The sequence below is a fragment of the Planomonospora sp. ID91781 genome, assembly GCF_015711595.1.
Taxonomy (GTDB): domain Bacteria; phylum Actinomycetota; class Actinomycetes; order Streptosporangiales; family Streptosporangiaceae; genus Planomonospora; species Planomonospora parontospora.
Window position 1 is genome coordinate 3072906 of the sequence record NZ_JABTEY010000001.1, and the last position, 15258, is coordinate 3088163.

Here is a 15258-nt window from a genome sequence, read left to right on the forward strand (position 1 = left end):
GGGACCGCGCGTCGGCGTCGGTAGCCTTGGGGTGCCATGAAGACTTCCCCTTTCGCGGCCGCCCTCGCACTTCTCGCGGTCCTCGTCCTCGGTACGGCCCTCGCCTCGCCGGCCCTCGCCCACGACGCGCTCAAGAGCAGCGACCCTGCCGCGAACGCGAAGGTGGAGAGCCTGGAGGAGGTGAAGCTGACGTTCACCGCCCGGGTGCGCTTCCCCAACGTCGTCGTGCGCGACGGGGACGACACGCCCCGCCAGGCCGGCAAGGCCGCGGTGGACGGCACGGTGGTGACGCAGAAGGTCGAGGCCGGGCTCCCGCCGGGCAGATACGTCATCGCCTACCGGGTGGTCTCCTCCGACGGCCACCCGATCGAGGGGGAGATCCCGTTCACCCTGACCGGTTCCCCGGACGCCTCTCCGGCCCCGGCCGAGAGTGCGGCCCCGGCGGAGAGCCCGGCGCCTGACGAGAGCGACTCCGCCGAGAGCGCCGCCCCGAGCGCCGCCCCGAGCGGGAGCGCGGCCCCGGCCGAGGCCGCCCCGACCGCGCCCCCGGCGACCGCCACCCCGGCCGCCGGCACGGAGGACTCCGGCGGAGTGCCCGGCTGGGCGTGGCTCGTCTTCGGCGGCGTGACCGGCATCGGCATCGGCCTGTTCCTCAGCATGCGCAACAGGAAGCAGCCGTGAGCGGGCGGGCCGGGAGCAACGGCGGCGGGGAGCCCGCGCCGGACGGGAACGGCCGGACGGTGCGCCTCGCGCTGGCCGGGGCGGGCGCGGCCGTCGCCGCCCTGGTGATCGCCATGGTCGCGGGCGGCGCCGCGACCCCCCGCATCATCCCGGGCCTGCCCGACCAGGGCATGCTCACCCGCTGGGGGCTGCCGCTGTCCAAGCTGGTGATGGACGTGACGGGCGTGCTCACCGTGGGTGCGCTGCTGGCCGCCGCGATCCTCCTGCCCAGCGACAAGGGCCTGCTCGGCAGGCCCGCCCTCGTCTACGTGAAGGCCGCCTCGTGGCTCGGCCTCGTCTGGGCCGCCGCCGCGGCGGCGACGATGGTCTTCAGCCTGTCCGAGGCGCTCGGCATGCCCGTCGCCGACGTGCTCGGCGGCGACGAGCTGACCAGCTACGCCAGCCAGGTCTCGCAGGGCATCGCGCTCACCCTGGTGGTGCTCTTCGCGGTGGCCATCGCCCTGTTCGCCCGCGGGGCGATCACCGTCGGATCGGCCGGCGGCCTGCTCGTGCTCGCCCTGGCCACCCTGCTCCCGCCCGCGCTGACCGGTCACTCCGCCTCCTCGCCCAACCACGACCTGGCCACCACCGGCGTCGCCGTGCATCTGGTGGTCCTCGCGCTCTGGGTGGGCGGGCTCGGCGTGCTCTGCGCCCACGCGGTGCGCCGGCAGCCGCACCTGGAGATCGCCGCCGCCCGCTTCTCCGCGCTGGCGCTGTGGTGCTTCCTCGGCACCGGGCTGTCGGGCCTGTTCAGCGTGCTGGCCCGGCTCACCTCGGTCTCGGAGCTGTTCACCTCCGCCTACGGAGCGCTGCTGCTGGCCAAGACGGCGGCGTTCGCGCTGCTGGGCGCGGCCGGCTGGTGGCACCGCAGACGCACCCTGCCGGGTCTGGCCTCGGGCGGGAGCCGTACGTTCGTCCGGTTCGCCACCGGGGAGATCGTGGTGATGTTCGCGGCGGTCGGGCTGGCCGTGGCGCTCTCCCGCACCGCGCCGCCCCCGGCGATCCTCCCGGTCGACCGGGCCTTCGAGCTACTCGGCTACACCATGCCGCCGGAGATCTCCCTGGCGAACCTGGCCTCGCTGTGGTGGTTCGACCTGTTCTCCGGCACGCTGGCCGCCCTGCTCGGCGGACTCTACCTCGCCGGGGTCGTACGGCTCGCCCGGCGCGGCGACGCCTGGCCGTGGGGCCGCACCGCCGCGTGGTTCACCGGGGTGCTGATCCTGGTGCTCGCCACCCAGAGCGGAGTGGCCCGCTACGCCAAGGTGCTGTTCAGCGTGCACATGGCCGAGCACATGACGCTCTCCATGCTGATCCCGATCTTCCTGGTCCTCGGCGCCCCGGTCACCCTGGCGCTGCGGGCGCTCAAGCCCGCCGTGCGCCGCGGCGACCGGGGGCCCCGCGAGTGGCTGACCACGATCCTGCACAGCAGGTTCGTCCGCTTCGTCGGCCATCCGGCGATCGCGACCGCGATCTTCATCGTCTCCACCTACGCGCTGTACTTCACCCCGCTGTTCGCCGAGGCGATGGAGGAGCACCTCGGCCACATCGCGATGACGGTGCACTTCCTGGTCAGCGGCTGCCTGTTCTTCTGGGTGATCATCGGCGTGGACCCGGCCCCGCACAAGCTGCCGCACGTCGCCCGGCTGGTCGTGCTGTTCGTCACGATGCCCTTCCACGCGTTCTTCGGCATCGCGCTGATGAGCATGGGCACCGTGCTGGCCGCCGGCTGGTACGACCAGCTCGGCCGGACCTGGGGCGAGTCCTCGCTCGCCGACCAGCGGACCGGCGGAGCCATCGCCTGGGGCTTCGGTGAGATCCCGACGCTGATCGTGCTGCTCGCGCTGGCCTTCCAGTGGTGGCGCGACGACGACCGCAGGGCCCGCCGCGCCGACCGCCGGGCGGACGCCGTCGCGGCCCGCACCGGAGGCAGCGGCGACGCCGAACTCGACGCCTACAACGATTTTCTGGCAAAGCTCGACAAGCGTGATCGCGCCGAGTAGCCCGGCGGCTACGGCCTTCTATCCCCTCACCGCTGCCTTACGCGTCGCGAGGTAGCCTTTCGATCAGGGGGAATGGGTAGACATCCCAGCGGGTGCGGCGTCCGACTGTCGCGCACCATGCTCATTCACGTGCCCGGTCGGGGGACCGGCGGTAGCCGTGCGCGTCAGGAGGAGTTGGCGTATGTCCGAGGAGCTTCGCATGCGCGAGGGACGGAGCCTCGCCCAGGCGCTGGAGGAGCGTCTCGCCGACTGGTCGGCGCGCACGGGGATCACCGTGGAGATCTGGGCGCTCCCCTCCCGCGACGCCTCCCACCTGGTCGTCCGGGCCGTCCTGGCCGCGCTGGCCGAGGCGCTGTCGAACGTGGAACGGCACAGCCTGGCCAAGACCGTCTCGGTCGCGGTGACGACGGGGGACCGGGGGCTGCGGATGACCGTGAGCGACCACGGGATCGGGTTCGACGGCGCGGCCATCGGGCGGGGCATCACCGCCATGCGGGCCCAGCTGAAGGAGGTCGGCGGCGCGCTCACCGTCAACGGGGTGCCCGGCGGCGGCACCACGGTCACCGCGACGGTGCCGCGCGGGAGGGTCTGAGCGGCCGCGGCGGCCGAGGCCGTACGCGGCGGTGCCCCGGCGCGGGCCCGGAACGGCTCCGGGCCGGCCGGGGCGCGCGGATCGGCGCGCCCGGACGGCTACGGCAGCGTCAGGATCTCGTGGCCCGTGTCGGTGACGAGGACGGTGTGCTCGAACTGGGCGGTCCGCTTGCGGTCCTTGGTGACGGCGGTCCAGCCGTCGGGCCAGATGTCGTAGTCGATGGTGCCGAGCGTCAGCATGGGCTCGATGGTGAACGTCATGCCGGGCTCCAGGGTGACCGCCAGCGACGGGTCGTCGTAGTGCGGGACGACCAGGCCGGAGTGGAAGGTCGTGCCGATGCCGTGGCCGGTGAAGTCGCGCACGACGCCGTAGCCGAACCGCTTGGCGTAGGCCTCGATGATCCGGCCGACCACGTTGAGCTGGCGGCCCGGCGCGACGGCCTTGATGGCCCGGTTGGTGGCCTCCAGCGTGCGCTCGACCAGCAGGCGCGACTCCTCGTCCACGTCGCCGACCAGGAAGGTGGCGTCGGTGTCGCCGTGCACGCCGCCGATGAAGGCCGTGATGTCGACGTTGACGATGTCGCCGTCGCGCAGCACCGTGTCGTCCGGGATGCCGTGGCAGATGACCTCGTTGATCGAGGTGCACAGCGACTTGGGGTAGCCCCGGTAGCCGAGGGTGCTGGGGTAGGCGCCGTGGTCGAGCAGGAACTCGTGACCGATCCGGTCGAGCTCGTCGGTGGTCACCCCCGGCGCCACGTGCCGGCCCACCTCCTGGAGCGCCTGGGCGGCGATCCGGCCGGCGACCCGCATCCTCTCGATGATCTCCGGAGTCTTGACGTCGGGTTCGCCGGTCTTCGGGGTTTTCTTCCCGACGTACTCCGGCCGCTGGATGTGGGCGGGAACCTTGCGCAGGGGCGAGACCCGCCCGGGCTGGAGCACTGTCGTCATGGTTGCACAGTCTAATTGCCGTTCGCACCGGGCAGGATTGCCGCTATGAGTGATCAGTGGTGGTTCTGCCTGAAGCACATGGCGGTCGAGCCCGAGCAGGGCTGCCCGAACAAGGACCGCATGGGCCCGTACGAGACCCGCCAGGCCGCGGCCGACGCCCTCAGGACCGCGGCCGACCGCAACGAGAGGTGGAAGGACGAGGACGAGGCCTGGGAGAAGGACTGAACGACCGGACGGCGGGGGCCGGCCTGCTACCCCCGGGCGGCCGGGACCACCAGGACCACACCGGGTTCGCGGCCTGTGCCGCGGCCGGGCCGCTCTCCCCGGGCGGCCAGGACCGGTCCCCGGGCGGCTAGGGCCGGTCCCCGACGACCGCGTACGCCCGCACGGGGAAGGTGCCCATGCCCGCGACCATCGGCGGGGCGGCGTGGAGGCGGAACCCCGTGTCGGGCAGCGCGGCCAGGCCGGTCAGGTGCTCCACGATCGGGATCCCCGCGCCCAGCAGCAGCGTGTGCGCGGGGCGCTCCCCGCGCGGCGGGGTGTCGTCGATGTTCAGCGAGTCGATCCCGACGAGCGCCGGGCCCCGGTCGGCGAGCCACTTCGCCGCCTCCGGCTCGAGGTAGGGGTGGTCGCGGAAGTAGGCCTCGGTGCCGAAGTGGCGGTCCCAACCGGTCTGCAGGAGCACGGCCCTGCCCCGCACGTCGAGGCCCTCCAGCAGGCCGACGCCGACCGAGCGCAGGCCCTCGGCCCGCACCACCAGGCCGGGCAGGTCGGCGAGCGCCTCCAGCGGCACCTCCGACAGGTCCGGGCCGTCCGGGTAGCGGTGGTGCGGGGTGTCGAGGTAGGTGCCGGTGTTGGCGACCAGCTCGATGCTGCCGATGTGGAACTCGGTGCCCGGCGCGTAGACCTCGCGTGAGGCCTCCCGGCTCAGGTGCGCGCCGAGCCGGGGTCCGGGGACGCCCGGGTAGGTGACCATCCCCTCGGTGATCCGGTGGCTCAGCTCGATCAGTCGGGTCACAGGACGTTCACCGCTTTCTTCTCGGATCGGTCCGGCGCGGTTCGCGCGACGGCATCGAGGAGATGGTCCCGGGAACGGTCCCTGAAGCGCAAGTTAAGTGTCCTAAACCTCGTCGTAAGCTGAGCTGCATGGAGATCGACCCCCGCCGCCTCCGGGTCCTGCACGAGGTCGCCCGGCGCGGCGGCGTCATGCTGGCGGCCGAGGCGCTGCACGTCACCCCCTCCGCCGTCTCCCAGCAACTGGCCCTGCTGGAACGGGAGGTGGGGCTCGCGCTGATCGACCGCTCCCAGCGCCGGGCCGTGCTGACCCCCGCCGGCGCCGTCCTCGCCCGGTACGCCGAGCGGGTGGAGGAGGAGCTGGCCGAGGCCAGGCGGGAGCTCATCCGCTTCACCGAGCGGCTGTCCGGCCCGGTCTCCGTCGCGGCGTTCCCCACCGCCATCCGGCACCTGCTGGTGCCCGCCCTGGCCGCGCTGGCGGAACGCCACCCGCGGGTCGAGCCCCGCGTCGTCGAGCTGTACGGCCCCGCCGCGCTGCGGGAGCTCCGGCTCGGCGGGGTGGACGTGGCCATCGTCGAGCACGACGCCGACCGGCCCGCCCCGATGCCCGCGTCACTGGTCGCCCACCGGCTCCACGTGGACGAGTACCGCATCGTCGTGCCGCCCGGCTGGGGGGAGGCCCCCCGCGACGTGGCCGTCCTGGCGGACCTGCCCTGGGTGGCCGGCCATCCCGACCAGGCCTGCGGCCACGCGCTGGAGCGGCTCGCCGCCCTGCACGGCTTCACCCCGCGCCGGGCGCACGTGATCGAGGAGTTCCCGCCCGCGCTCGCCCTGGTCGCGGCGGGGCACGGGGCGGCGATCGTGCCCTCCCTGGCCCTGCTGGAGACCTCCGGCGGCGAGGTCGTGGTCACCGGCATCACCGGGGTGGGCGCACGGCGGCTGGACGCGGTCACCCGGGCCGGCCGTACCGGGTCGAGGAGGCCGGACCCCGTGCAGGCCGTGGTCGTCGACGCGCTGCGGGAGGCCGCGGTCGGCCTGGCGGAGCGGACCGGGGAGCGGGGGAGGACGCGCCGGCGACCGCAGGACTGACCGCGCCGCCCGGCGGGCGGGTCGAGGCGGCGGGGGCGGGGCTGGGCGGGGCGGTCCGCAGCGGTGAGCGCGGGTCCGCCGCCCGGCGGGTCAGTCCGGGACGTGCGGGCCGCTGAGCCGCTCCAGCAGCCGGGCGAGGCGGGTGCGGAGACCGGCCTGGCGCCCGGCGGGGCGGGGCTCCTCGCCCGCGGCCATGCTCACCAGGTGCTGGGCCCCGTCGAAGGAGAGCGGGGCGCGGGCGGGGACCGCCAGCGCGTCGTGGGCCAGGCCCTCGAGGTCGGGGTCGCCGCCGTCCAGGGCGAGGATCGTCGCCCCGGTACGGCGGGCGTCGCTCACCCGCTCCAGCAGCGGGTCGGGCGCCCGCTCCTCGGCCACCACGAACAGCGTCTCCCCCCGCCGGGCCCTCTCGATCCGCTCCAGGCCGATCCGCAGGTGGGCGGGGGCGTCCGGGGGCGGGGACCAGCGGACCAGCGTCGGAGTGAGCTGGGGCAGGCCGGAGAGCCGGGCCTCGTCGCCGAGGTGCGCGGCCAGGTGCCAGGGCTCCCCGGCCGGGGTGCCGACCACCAGCAGGCCGCCGGGGGAGCGCGTCGTGCGCAGGGCGCGTCCCAGCTCGCGGGTGCGCTCCACCCACCCGGTCGACTCCAGGACCTCGCGCAGCAGGGCCACCGATCCACCGTCCATGCGGACAATCGTGCCCCAGCCGCCCCGGGGCCGTCCGCGGAACGCGGGCCTGGCATCATCTGGCGTGGAGGCGGGACGGACCCGGGGACGGGCCGGTCACCGCCGGCGGAGCGGACCGCACGCGCCGAGGCCGACGGGCCCGGTCCGCGGCGGCCGAGGACGACGAGGAGCGACGAGTGAGCACTGACCTTCCGGACGTGAGCGGGCTGTCCATCGGGATCCTGGGCGGCACCGGCGACCAGGGCAAGGGACTGGCCAGGCGGTTCGCCCTCGCCGGGCACACCGTGCTGATCGGGTCGCGCAGCGAGGAGCGGGCCCGGGAGGCCGCGGAGGCCGTCGGCGCGCGGGCGCGCGGGGCGGACAACGCGACCGTGGCCGCCGAGGCCGACATCGTGATCGTGGCGGTGCCGTGGGACGGCCACAAGGCCACCCTGGAGTCGCTCCGCACCGAGCTGGCCGGGAAGATCGTCGTCGACTGCGTCAACCCGCTGGGCTTCGACAAGCAGGGCGCCCACGCCCTGCCCGTGGAGGAGGGCAGCGCCGCCCAGCAGGCCGCCGCGGTCCTGCCCGACAGCCGCGTGGTCGCGGCCTTCCACCACGTCTCGGCCGTCCTGCTGCTGGACCCCGAGGTCGACGAGGTCGAGCTGGACGTGCTGGTCCTGGGCGACGACCGCGAGGCCACCGACACCGTGCAGGCGCTGGCCGGGCGGATCGCCGGCGTCCGCGGCGTGTACGGCGGCCGCCTGCGCAACGCCCACCAGGTGGAGGCGCTGACCGCCAACCTGATCTCGATCAACCGCCGCTACAAGGCCCACGCCGGCCTCCGCCTCACCGACGTCTGACCGGTCAGATCCAGCCCGCGTCCTGCGCGATGCGGATGGCGTCGACCTTGTTGCGGGCGCCGGTCTTGCCGACGGCGCCGGTCAGGTAGTTGCGCACGGTCCCGGCGGACAGGTGCAGCCGGGCGGCGATCTCCTCGGCCGGGGCGCCGCGCGCGGCCTCGGCGAGCACCTCCCGTTCCCGGGCGGTGAGCGGGCTGGCGCCGTACTCCATGGCGGCGGTGACCAGCTCCGGGTCGAGCACCCGGAGTCCCTGGGCGGTGCGCCGGATCGCGTCGGCGAGGCGGTCGCCGGGGGCGTCCTTGACCAGGAACGCCTCGATGCCGCCCGCCAGCGCCCGGCGCACCTCGCCGGGCCGGCCCAGCGCGGTGAGGATCAGGACCCGGCAGCCGGGCAGCCTCTCCCGCAGTTCCGACGCGGCGGTGATGCCGTCGAGCGCGGGCAGGTCGATGTCCAGGACCGCCACGTCCGGCCGGGTCCGCAGGGCCGCCGGGACGATCTCGTCGCCCCGGACGACCTCGGCGACCACCTCGATGTCGGACTCCAGCCGGAGCAGTGCGACGAGGGCCGAGCGGATCATGTGCATGTCCTCGGCGAGGAGCACCCGGATCACGCGGGCACCTCCACCGCGAGCCGGAACCCGCCGCCCGGGGTCCGCTCGGCGCGCAGGGAGCCGCCGAGGCCGCCCGCCCGCTCCCGCAGTCCGGCCAGCCCGGCGCCGTCGGCCGCCCGCTCCCGCGGTCCGGTTGGCCCGGCGCCGTCGACCGCCCGCTCCCCCGGCACGGAACCGTCGGCCGCCCGCTCGGGGGCGCCGTCGTTGACCACCTCCAGCCGCACGGTCCCCGCGGTCCGCGAGGTGCTGATCGAGCAGGTCGTCGCCCGGCTGTGCCGGACCAGGTTGGTGATCCCCTCGCGCACCGCCCAGGCCAGGGCCTCGTCGACCGGCCGGGCCAGGTCCAGGTCGGCGAGGTTGGCCTGGACCTCGACCCCGGAGGCCGCCAGCAGCGCCGTGCCCCGCCGCACCTCCTCGCGCAGGGACATCTCCCGGTAGCCGCGCGCCACCTGCCGCACGTCCTGCGCCGCGTCCCTGGCCACCTGGACCAGGTCGGCGAGCTCGCGGCCGGCCGCGTCGGGGTCGCGCCCGGCGAGCCTGCGGGCCAGGTCGCCCTTGAGCGCGATCGCGGTCAGGCTGCTGCCCAGCCCGTCGTGCAGGTCCCGGGAGATGCGCAGCCGCTCGCGCAGCACCGCCGCCTCCGCCAGCTGGGTCCTGGCCTGCTCCAGCTCCCGGCTCACCACCACCAGCCGGGTCACCCCGTAGATCACGAATCCGGTGACGATGAGGGTGACGACCTGGTAGAAGGCGTGCTGCAGCTGCGCGGGCTGCGTGGCGTAGCGCCAGCCCAGGGCGAACTGGGCCGCCGTCATCGGGACCAGGCAGCCCAGGGCCGCCGGCGGGCGCAGGCGCAGGAGCACCGAGCCGAGCAGGATGGTCGGCGTCCCGGTCCACCAGTAGCCCAGGTACTCGAGGTGGGCGTCGAGGACCGGGATGGGCGCGTAGGCCGCGACCGCCTCCACCGCGAGCAGGACCGTGGGGGCACCGGGCTCCACGCCGCGCAGCGCGGAGCGCAGGTGCAGGAAGAACGGCACGAAGAAGCCGGGCAGGCAGGTCGCGAGCACCACGAGCCCGGGCGTCCCGCCGAGCCGGGCGATCGTGATGACCGGGAAGACCGTGAAGCCCACGGAGATCAGCACGACCAGGCCCACGGCCAGGCGCTGGGGGGTGATTCTCATGTCCGGAAACATACGCTTTCGTCGGGACTTATGATCTGCGGGGCTCCCACCGGAACCAGCGGCCGATCGCGAACACCCCGAGCAGCGCCCACCCGGCGAGGACCAGGAGGGGGACGGCCGCCGCCTGCAGGTCCCCGGCGAGGGTCCCGTCGGCGGCATAGGCCGTACGGGCCAGGTCGACCACCGCCCCGGTGGGCAGGAACCCCAGCACCGTGCCGACCCAGCCGGGGAGCATCTCCAGGAGCGGGCCGAACCCGCCCGAGGCGGCCCCGGCGAGGAAGAAGAACGGCAGGGTCATCACACCGGCGACCTCGGTGCGCGGGACGGCCGCGGTGAACGCGGTGCCGAGCAGGCACAGGACGGTGGCCCCGGCGACCACGGCCACCAGGTACAGCAGCGGGTCGCGGGGGACCGGCAGGCCCGTCGTCGCGTACAGCGCCACCGAGACCACGGCGGTCAGCAGCGTGGTCTGCACGACCAGGTTGCCGATCTCACCGCCGAGGACGTCCCGGTCGCTCAGCCCGGTGGACCGCATCCGCTTGAGCAGGAGCTGGTCGCGGCGGGCGGTGAGCGTCACCGCGATCTGGTTGAACGTCGCGATGACGACGATCATCGCGAGCACCCCCAGGTGCGCGTCGAGCACGGCCTCCGCGCCGCCCCGGAGCCGGTCCGTCAGCAGCGGCATGCCGATGCCCAGCCCCAGGGAGAGGGTCACGGACGTGCTCAGCGCGACCTTGTCGCGCCAGTAGAGCCGGCCGCCGAAACGGGCCACCACCGCCAGATCACGTGCGGACACGCTCACGCCACCTCCGCCTTCGGGGAAGTCCCCTCGCCCGCGGCGAGGTCCAGGAACAGGTCTTCGAGGGTCGCCGTGCGGACCTCCAGGCCGCGTAGGCGCAGGCCCCGCTCGCCCGCCCAGCCCAGCAGGGTCTGCGCGGCCAGGTCGGGGTCCTCCACCCGGCAGACCGCGGTGCGGCCCTCCACCGAGGCGACCGGGACCGGCAGGTCCTCCGGCGCGACGCCGGCGGGCAGCTCGAAGGCGACCCGGCCCGCCCGGGCGGCCAGCGTCTCGGCCATGCCGCCGGAGGCGACCACCCGGCCCCCGTCCATGATCGCCATGTTGGCGGCCAGCCGCTGGGCCTCGTCCAGGTAGTGGGTGGTCAGCAGGATCGCGGTGCCCTGCCCGGCGAGGCCCCGGATGACCTCCCAGGTGTTCTGCCGGGCCTCGGGGTCCATCCCGGTGGTCGGCTCGTCGAGGAAGAGCACGTCGGGACGGCTCAGCACGGCCAGCGCCAGGTCCAGGCGGCGTTTCTCGCCACCGGAGAGCTGACGCACCCTCGTGCCCGCCTTGGCGTCCAGCCCGGCCAGGCCGAGCGCCTCGTCGCGCGGCCGGGGCGCGGCGACGAAGTCCCGCCAGGCGTCCACGGTCTGCGCCACGGTCAGGTCGGGGAAGAATCCCGCCTCCTGGAGCATGATCCCGGTGCGCCTGCGCACCCGCACCCGGTCCCGGGCCGGGTCCATCCCCAGGACCCGCACCGTCCCGGAGTCGGCCCGCCGGAACCCGGCCAGCACCTCGACCGTCGTGCTCTTGCCCGCGCCGTTCCGTCCGAGCAGGGCGAAGACCTCCCCTTCCCCGACGGAGAACGAGACGTCTCTCACCGCCTCGAACCCCCCGTAGCCCTTCACCAGCCCGTCCACCTCGATCGCTTTCATGCCGACGATCCTTCAGGGCGGCACGATCCGGGAACAGTGAGGAATTCACGACTCGGCGGTCACGACCCGCCGGGTGGGGCGGCGGTGACCGGGGCGGGAGCCGGAACGGCGGCCGGGAAGCTGATCGGGGTCCGGCCGGAGGCGGTGCGGGGCCGGCGGGGCGGCCGCCGGGCGGACTCCCGAGGTGATCGCGAGGAGCGGACCGTGACGACCCCTGGGCGGGGTGAGATGAGTGGTTCGTCTACATTGAAGCGGACAGTGGACTAATCGTCCTTATTGGACCTGGCCATCATCTCGTTGAGCGGACATCTTTGACATATGAGTGAGCTTCGCCCGGAGACCCGTACCGTCCACCTTCCCCAGCCGCCGCTGGAGGGCAGCCGCCCGATCACGGTGCCGCTCTACCAGACCTCCGGCTTCGTCTTCGACGACCCGGCGGTCTTCGCCGACGGGATGAACCGCCCCGACGGGCCGTTCGTCTACGGCCGGCTGTCGAACCCGACGGTCCGCTCCCTGGAGGAGGCCGTCGCGGGCCTGGAGGGCGGCGTCGGCGCCGTGGCCACCGGCTCGGGCATGGGCGCGATCAACTCCGTGCTGCTCGGCCTGCTCCGGCCGGGCGACCACGTGATCGCGCAGAAGGCCCTCTACGGCGGCACCGCCGGGGCGCTCAACGACCTGGTCGCGCGGTTCGGCGTCGAGGTCTCCTACGTCCCCGAGGACGACCCCGCCGCCCTGCGCGCCGCCGTACGGCCGTCCACGAAGCTGGTCTACCTGGAGACGATCGCCAACCCGGTGACCCAGGTGGCCGACCTGCCCGGGATGTGCGCCGCGGCGCGCGAGGCCGGGCTGGTCTCGGTGGTGGACAACACCTTCGCCTCGCCGATCCTGTGCCGCCCGATCGAGCACGGCGCCGACATCGTGGTGCACTCCACCACCAAGTACCTGGGCGGCCACACCGACGTGCTCGGCGGCATCGCGGTCTTCGCCTCCGACGAGCTGCACCGGAAGGTGTGGAAGTACGCCACCGGCCTGGGCGCGACCGCCGACCCGTTCGCCGCCTGGCTGACCCTGCGCGGCATCCAGACGCTGCCGCTGCGCATGGAGCGCCACTGCGCCAACGCCCACGAGCTGGCGCTGCGGCTGGACGCCCACCCGGCGGTCGCGGCCGTGCACTGGCCCGGCCTGCCCTCGCACCCCTCGCACGCGCTGGCCGCCAAGCTGCTGCCGGGCTTCGGCGGGGTCTTCTCCTTCGACCTCGTCGGCGGGCGCGCCGCCGGGGAGCGGTTCATGAGCGCGGTACGGCTGGCGCTGCTGGCCCCCTCGCTCGGCGGCGTGGAGACGCTGATCCTGCACCCGGCGACCACCTCCCACAAGTCGCTGACGGCCGAGGAACTGGCCCGGCACGGGATCGGCGAGGGGACCGTCCGGGTGGCGGTCGGCATCGAGCACGTCGAGGACCTGTGGGCCGACTTCGAGCAGGCGCTCTCCCGGTCCTGAACCGGCCCTGGACCGGCCCGCTGAACCGGTCCTGAACCGGTCCTGAACCGGTCCTGAACCGGCCCTGGACCGGCCCGCTGAACCGGTCCTGAACCGGCCCTGGACCGGCCCCGAAAAGCAGGCGCTCTTTCGGCCCTGAGTCCTGGACCGGCCCCGAAAAGGGACTGTGACCTGCGGTCATGACCTGGGATCCCGAGTCGGGGCGCGGTAGCATCGGGGCGGGCGACCCGCTTTCCGGGCCGCCCTTCCGTGAGCGTCCTGCGGGGGTGGCGCGATGCCGCTGAAGAGCTACGGGGTCCTGGCCGGCCGGGCCGTCGAGCGGCGGCGGGAGGGGTCGACCGACACCCCCCACTACCAGCTCCACCTGACCGACGACGCGGGGGTCTCCTACCGGGTCGCGGTCAACGTCCTGTCCCAGCAGGCCCCCTCCGAGCTGCTCTACCACGCCGACGAGGACTTCCGGCACCCGCTGACCGCGCTGCTGCCGCGGACAGCCGGGGGCTGGACCGCCCTGGCGTCCGCCCCCGGCGGGGCCGCGCTGGACTTCGTCCGGGGCAACCTGTTCGACCCGGCCGCGATGCGCGCGCTCCCGCCCGACGCGCCGGGGGTGGACAACGACCTGGCCGACAAGTTCGACCACTACGTCGAGCGGGCCGTCGCCGACCCCGCCGCGATCGTCTACGCCTTCGGCGAGCGGTGGGGCCCCGAGCCCCGCACCCGGGACAAGGTCTTCGGCTTCCTGCCCGGCAACGGCGTGCACGACATCCACATGAACCAGGGCAACTCGCGGCGCTTCCGCGGCGACGACGGCGTCTGGCAGGACGGCGGGCTGCTGCTGTCCTTCCCGGGCGAGTCGCGGTGGGTGGCGATCTTCCTGGCCTTCCAGTCCCAGTCCTGGCACACCGACGACGTCACCGGGCACGCCCTGGACGAGGTCCCGTCCCGGCCCGGCCCCGGCGAGGAGCCCGTCCGGATCGTGGCCGCGCTGGTCAACCCCGCCGGACCCGGGCCGGGAGGTGAGACCGTCACCCTGCTGAACGCCTCGCCCGCCCCGGTGGACCTCGCCGGCTGGCGGCTCGCCGACCGGCGGGGGAACGCCTTCCCGCTCCCGGCGGGCGCCCTGGCCCCCGGCGCGGTCCTCGCCGTGCCGGTCGGGGAGCCGTTCGCGCTGGACGACGGCGGCGGCACGATCACCCTGCTGGACGCGGCCGGACTCAGGGTCCACGGGGTCTCCTACACTTCGGCGCAGGGCCGGCGCGAGGGCTGGACGCTGACCTTCTGAGGTGTGATCCGGGATATGGGCGAGAGGTGCCGCGGGTGAGCGTGTCGACGGAGGACGTGGAGCGGGCGGCGGTGCGCATCGCGGGGCGTGCCCGCCGTACCCCGCTGCTGGAGGCGGAGCCGGGGTTGCTGCTGAAGCTGGAGACCGTGCAGCACTCCGGGTCGTTCAAGGCCAGGGGCGGCTTCAACCGCGCCCTGGCGGCGCGGGAGGCGGGCGATCTGCCCGAGGCGGGGCTGATCGCGGCCAGCGGCGGCAACCACGGCCTGGCGGTGGCGCACGTCGCGCGGGCGCTGGGGCTGCGGGCCGAGATCTTCGTCCCGACGGTGTCCAGCCCGGTGAAGGTGGCCGGGCTGCGGGCGCTGGGGGCGGAGGTGACCCAGACCGGTGCGATCTACGCCGAGGCCTACGAGGCCTCCGTCAAGCGGGCCGCGGAGACCGGGGCGCTGGAGATCCACGCCTACGACCAGCCCGACGTGGTCGCCGGTCAGGGCACGGTCGGGCTGGAGGTGCTGGAGCAGAGCGGGGGAGTCGACACCGTGCTCGTCGCCGTCGGCGGCGGCGGGCTGGTCGCCGGGGTGACGGCCGCGCTCGGCGGCCGGGCCCGGGTCGTGGCGGTGGAGCCCGAGCGGATCCCGACCCTGAACCGCGCCCTGGCCGCCGGAGGGCCGGTCCGGGTGGAGGTGAGCGGGGTGGGCGCCGACGCGCTCGGCGCCAGCCTGATCGGCCGGATCGCCTACGACGTCACCAGCGCCGCCGGGGTGGAGAGCGTCCTGGTGCCCGACGAGGCCATCGTCGAGGCCCGCCACGAGCTGTGGCGGTCGTACCGGGTCGCGGCCGAGCACGCCGGAGCCGCGGCGCTGGCCGCCCTGCGCTGCGGCGCCTACACGCCCGCCCCCGGGGAGCGGGTCGCCGTCATCGTCTGCGGCGCCAACACCGACCCCGCCACACTCGCCTGACGGCAGTCGACTCGCCTGACGGCAGTCGCCGGGCCGGCATCGGGCAGGCCTCGGCGGGCAGGCTCGGCTCCGGGTGGCCGCCGGCGGGTGAGCGCTTCCACGGCCCGGACCCGATGCCCGACGCGGACCGGCGCCGC

16 protein-coding genes are annotated in these 15258 nt (G+C 74.7%); 9 read left to right on the top strand and 7 right to left on the bottom strand.

Features of this window, described 5'->3' with window-relative positions:
* Positions 1 to 36 precede the first annotated feature (36 nt).
* From HS048_RS13955 to HS048_RS13965, 3 genes are all read left to right on the top strand, one after another.
* Positions 37 to 681 carry a copper resistance CopC family protein gene (locus tag HS048_RS13955; protein WP_068894336.1) on the top strand — a complete coding sequence of 215 codons (645 nt, stop codon included), beginning with the start codon at positions 37 to 39 and terminating at the stop codon, positions 679 to 681.
* The gene (locus HS048_RS13960) at positions 678 to 2720 is read left to right on the top strand and encodes a cytochrome c oxidase assembly protein (protein ID WP_084007950.1); all 2043 of its coding nucleotides are present in this window, start codon (positions 678 to 680) and stop codon (positions 2718 to 2720) included. The genes HS048_RS13955 and HS048_RS13960 overlap by 4 nt, the downstream gene beginning before the upstream one ends.
* A 181-nt stretch (positions 2721 to 2901) precedes the next feature.
* Entirely contained in the window at positions 2902 to 3312 is a 411-nt protein-coding gene (locus tag HS048_RS13965; RefSeq protein WP_068894335.1) for a sensor histidine kinase, read from the top strand.
* Positions 3313 to 3410: 98 nt separating this feature from the next.
* On the opposite strand, the gene map is transcribed toward HS048_RS13965, so the two are convergent.
* Positions 3411 to 4259, bottom strand: coding sequence for a type I methionyl aminopeptidase (gene map, locus HS048_RS13970; RefSeq protein ID WP_068894334.1), 849 nt, complete (start codon positions 4257 to 4259; stop codon positions 3411 to 3413).
* Positions 4260 to 4304: 45 nt separating this feature from the next.
* Here map and HS048_RS13975 point away from each other — a divergent pair, with 45 nt between their 5' ends.
* On the top strand, positions 4305 to 4484 hold the full coding sequence (locus HS048_RS13975) for a hypothetical protein (protein ID WP_068894333.1): 180 nt from the start codon (positions 4305 to 4307) through the stop codon (positions 4482 to 4484).
* A gap of 127 nt (positions 4485 to 4611) precedes the next feature.
* On the opposite strand, the gene HS048_RS13980 is transcribed toward HS048_RS13975, so the two are convergent.
* The gene (locus HS048_RS13980) at positions 4612 to 5277 is read right to left on the bottom strand and encodes a cyclase family protein (RefSeq protein WP_068894332.1); all 666 of its coding nucleotides are present in this window, start codon (positions 5275 to 5277) and stop codon (positions 4612 to 4614) included.
* A 128-nt stretch (positions 5278 to 5405) separates the two neighbouring features.
* On the opposite strand from HS048_RS13980, the gene HS048_RS13985 reads away from it, so the two are divergent.
* Positions 5406 to 6362: a LysR family transcriptional regulator gene (locus HS048_RS13985; RefSeq protein ID WP_196467173.1), complete on the top strand. Its 957-nt coding sequence runs from the start codon at positions 5406 to 5408 to the stop codon at positions 6360 to 6362.
* Positions 6363 to 6452: 90 nt separating this feature from the next.
* On the opposite strand, the gene HS048_RS13990 is transcribed toward HS048_RS13985, so the two are convergent.
* The gene (locus HS048_RS13990) at positions 6453 to 7043 is read right to left on the bottom strand and encodes a hypothetical protein (protein ID WP_068894330.1); all 591 of its coding nucleotides are present in this window, start codon (positions 7041 to 7043) and stop codon (positions 6453 to 6455) included.
* Positions 7044 to 7219: 176 nt separating this feature from the next.
* Between HS048_RS13990 and npdG the strand changes: the two genes are divergently transcribed.
* Entirely contained in the window at positions 7220 to 7885 is a 666-nt protein-coding gene (gene npdG / locus HS048_RS13995; protein ID WP_068894329.1) for an NADPH-dependent F420 reductase, read from the top strand.
* Between the two features lie 4 nt (positions 7886 to 7889).
* Here the strand turns inward: npdG and HS048_RS14000 are convergent, their stop codons facing one another.
* Genes HS048_RS14000 through HS048_RS14015 form a run of 4 tightly spaced genes read right to left on the bottom strand, consistent with a single transcriptional unit; the run spans position 7890 to position 11386 of the window.
* Complete coding sequence (locus HS048_RS14000) at positions 7890 to 8495, bottom strand: DNA-binding response regulator (RefSeq protein ID WP_196467174.1); 606 nt, start codon at positions 8493 to 8495, stop codon at positions 7890 to 7892.
* Positions 8492 to 9673, bottom strand: coding sequence for a histidine kinase (locus tag HS048_RS14005; RefSeq protein WP_196467175.1), 1182 nt, complete (start codon positions 9671 to 9673; stop codon positions 8492 to 8494). Before HS048_RS14005 ends, HS048_RS14000 begins: the two co-directional genes overlap by 4 nt.
* A 28-nt stretch (positions 9674 to 9701) precedes the next feature.
* The gene (locus HS048_RS14010; protein WP_196467176.1) at positions 9702 to 10469 is read right to left on the bottom strand and encodes an ABC transporter permease; all 768 of its coding nucleotides are present in this window, start codon (positions 10467 to 10469) and stop codon (positions 9702 to 9704) included.
* Between the two features lie 2 nt (positions 10470 to 10471).
* The gene (locus HS048_RS14015; RefSeq protein ID WP_196467177.1) at positions 10472 to 11386 is read right to left on the bottom strand and encodes an ABC transporter ATP-binding protein; all 915 of its coding nucleotides are present in this window, start codon (positions 11384 to 11386) and stop codon (positions 10472 to 10474) included.
* Positions 11387 to 11704: 318 nt separating this feature from the next.
* Between HS048_RS14015 and HS048_RS14020 the strand changes: the two genes are divergently transcribed.
* From HS048_RS14020 to HS048_RS14030, 3 genes are all read left to right on the top strand, one after another.
* On the top strand, positions 11705 to 12883 hold the full coding sequence (locus HS048_RS14020) for a PLP-dependent aspartate aminotransferase family protein (protein ID WP_196467178.1): 1179 nt from the start codon (positions 11705 to 11707) through the stop codon (positions 12881 to 12883).
* A gap of 274 nt (positions 12884 to 13157) precedes the next feature.
* On the top strand, positions 13158 to 14165 hold the full coding sequence (locus HS048_RS14025) for a DUF2278 family protein (RefSeq protein ID WP_196467179.1): 1008 nt from the start codon (positions 13158 to 13160) through the stop codon (positions 14163 to 14165).
* A 35-nt stretch (positions 14166 to 14200) separates the two neighbouring features.
* Positions 14201 to 15121 carry a threonine/serine dehydratase gene (locus tag HS048_RS14030; protein WP_196467180.1) on the top strand — a complete coding sequence of 307 codons (921 nt, stop codon included), beginning with the start codon at positions 14201 to 14203 and terminating at the stop codon, positions 15119 to 15121.
* The last annotated feature ends 137 nt before the right edge of the window (positions 15122 to 15258 follow it).

Coding starts and splice junctions, on each gene's coding strand:
- HS048_RS14005 (WP_196467175.1), bottom strand. CDS start 9,673: ATGAGAATCACCCCCCAGCGCCTGGCCGTGGGCCTGGTCGTGCTGATC.
- HS048_RS13990 (WP_068894330.1), bottom strand. CDS start 7,043: ATGGACGGTGGATCGGTGGCCCTGCTGCGCGAGGTCCTGGAGTCGACC.
- map (WP_068894334.1), bottom strand. CDS start 4,259: ATGACGACAGTGCTCCAGCCCGGGCGGGTCTCGCCCCTGCGCAAGGTT.
- HS048_RS14025 (WP_196467179.1), top strand. CDS start 13,158: ATGCCGCTGAAGAGCTACGGGGTCCTGGCCGGCCGGGCCGTCGAGCGG.
- HS048_RS13955 (WP_068894336.1), top strand. CDS start 37: ATGAAGACTTCCCCTTTCGCGGCCGCCCTCGCACTTCTCGCGGTCCTC.
- HS048_RS14020 (WP_196467178.1), top strand. CDS start 11,705: ATGAGTGAGCTTCGCCCGGAGACCCGTACCGTCCACCTTCCCCAGCCG.
- HS048_RS13985 (WP_196467173.1), top strand. CDS start 5,406: ATGGAGATCGACCCCCGCCGCCTCCGGGTCCTGCACGAGGTCGCCCGG.
- HS048_RS14015 (WP_196467177.1), bottom strand. CDS start 11,386: ATGAAAGCGATCGAGGTGGACGGGCTGGTGAAGGGCTACGGGGGGTTC.
- HS048_RS13965 (WP_068894335.1), top strand. CDS start 2,902: ATGTCCGAGGAGCTTCGCATGCGCGAGGGACGGAGCCTCGCCCAGGCG.
- HS048_RS13975 (WP_068894333.1), top strand. CDS start 4,305: ATGAGTGATCAGTGGTGGTTCTGCCTGAAGCACATGGCGGTCGAGCCC.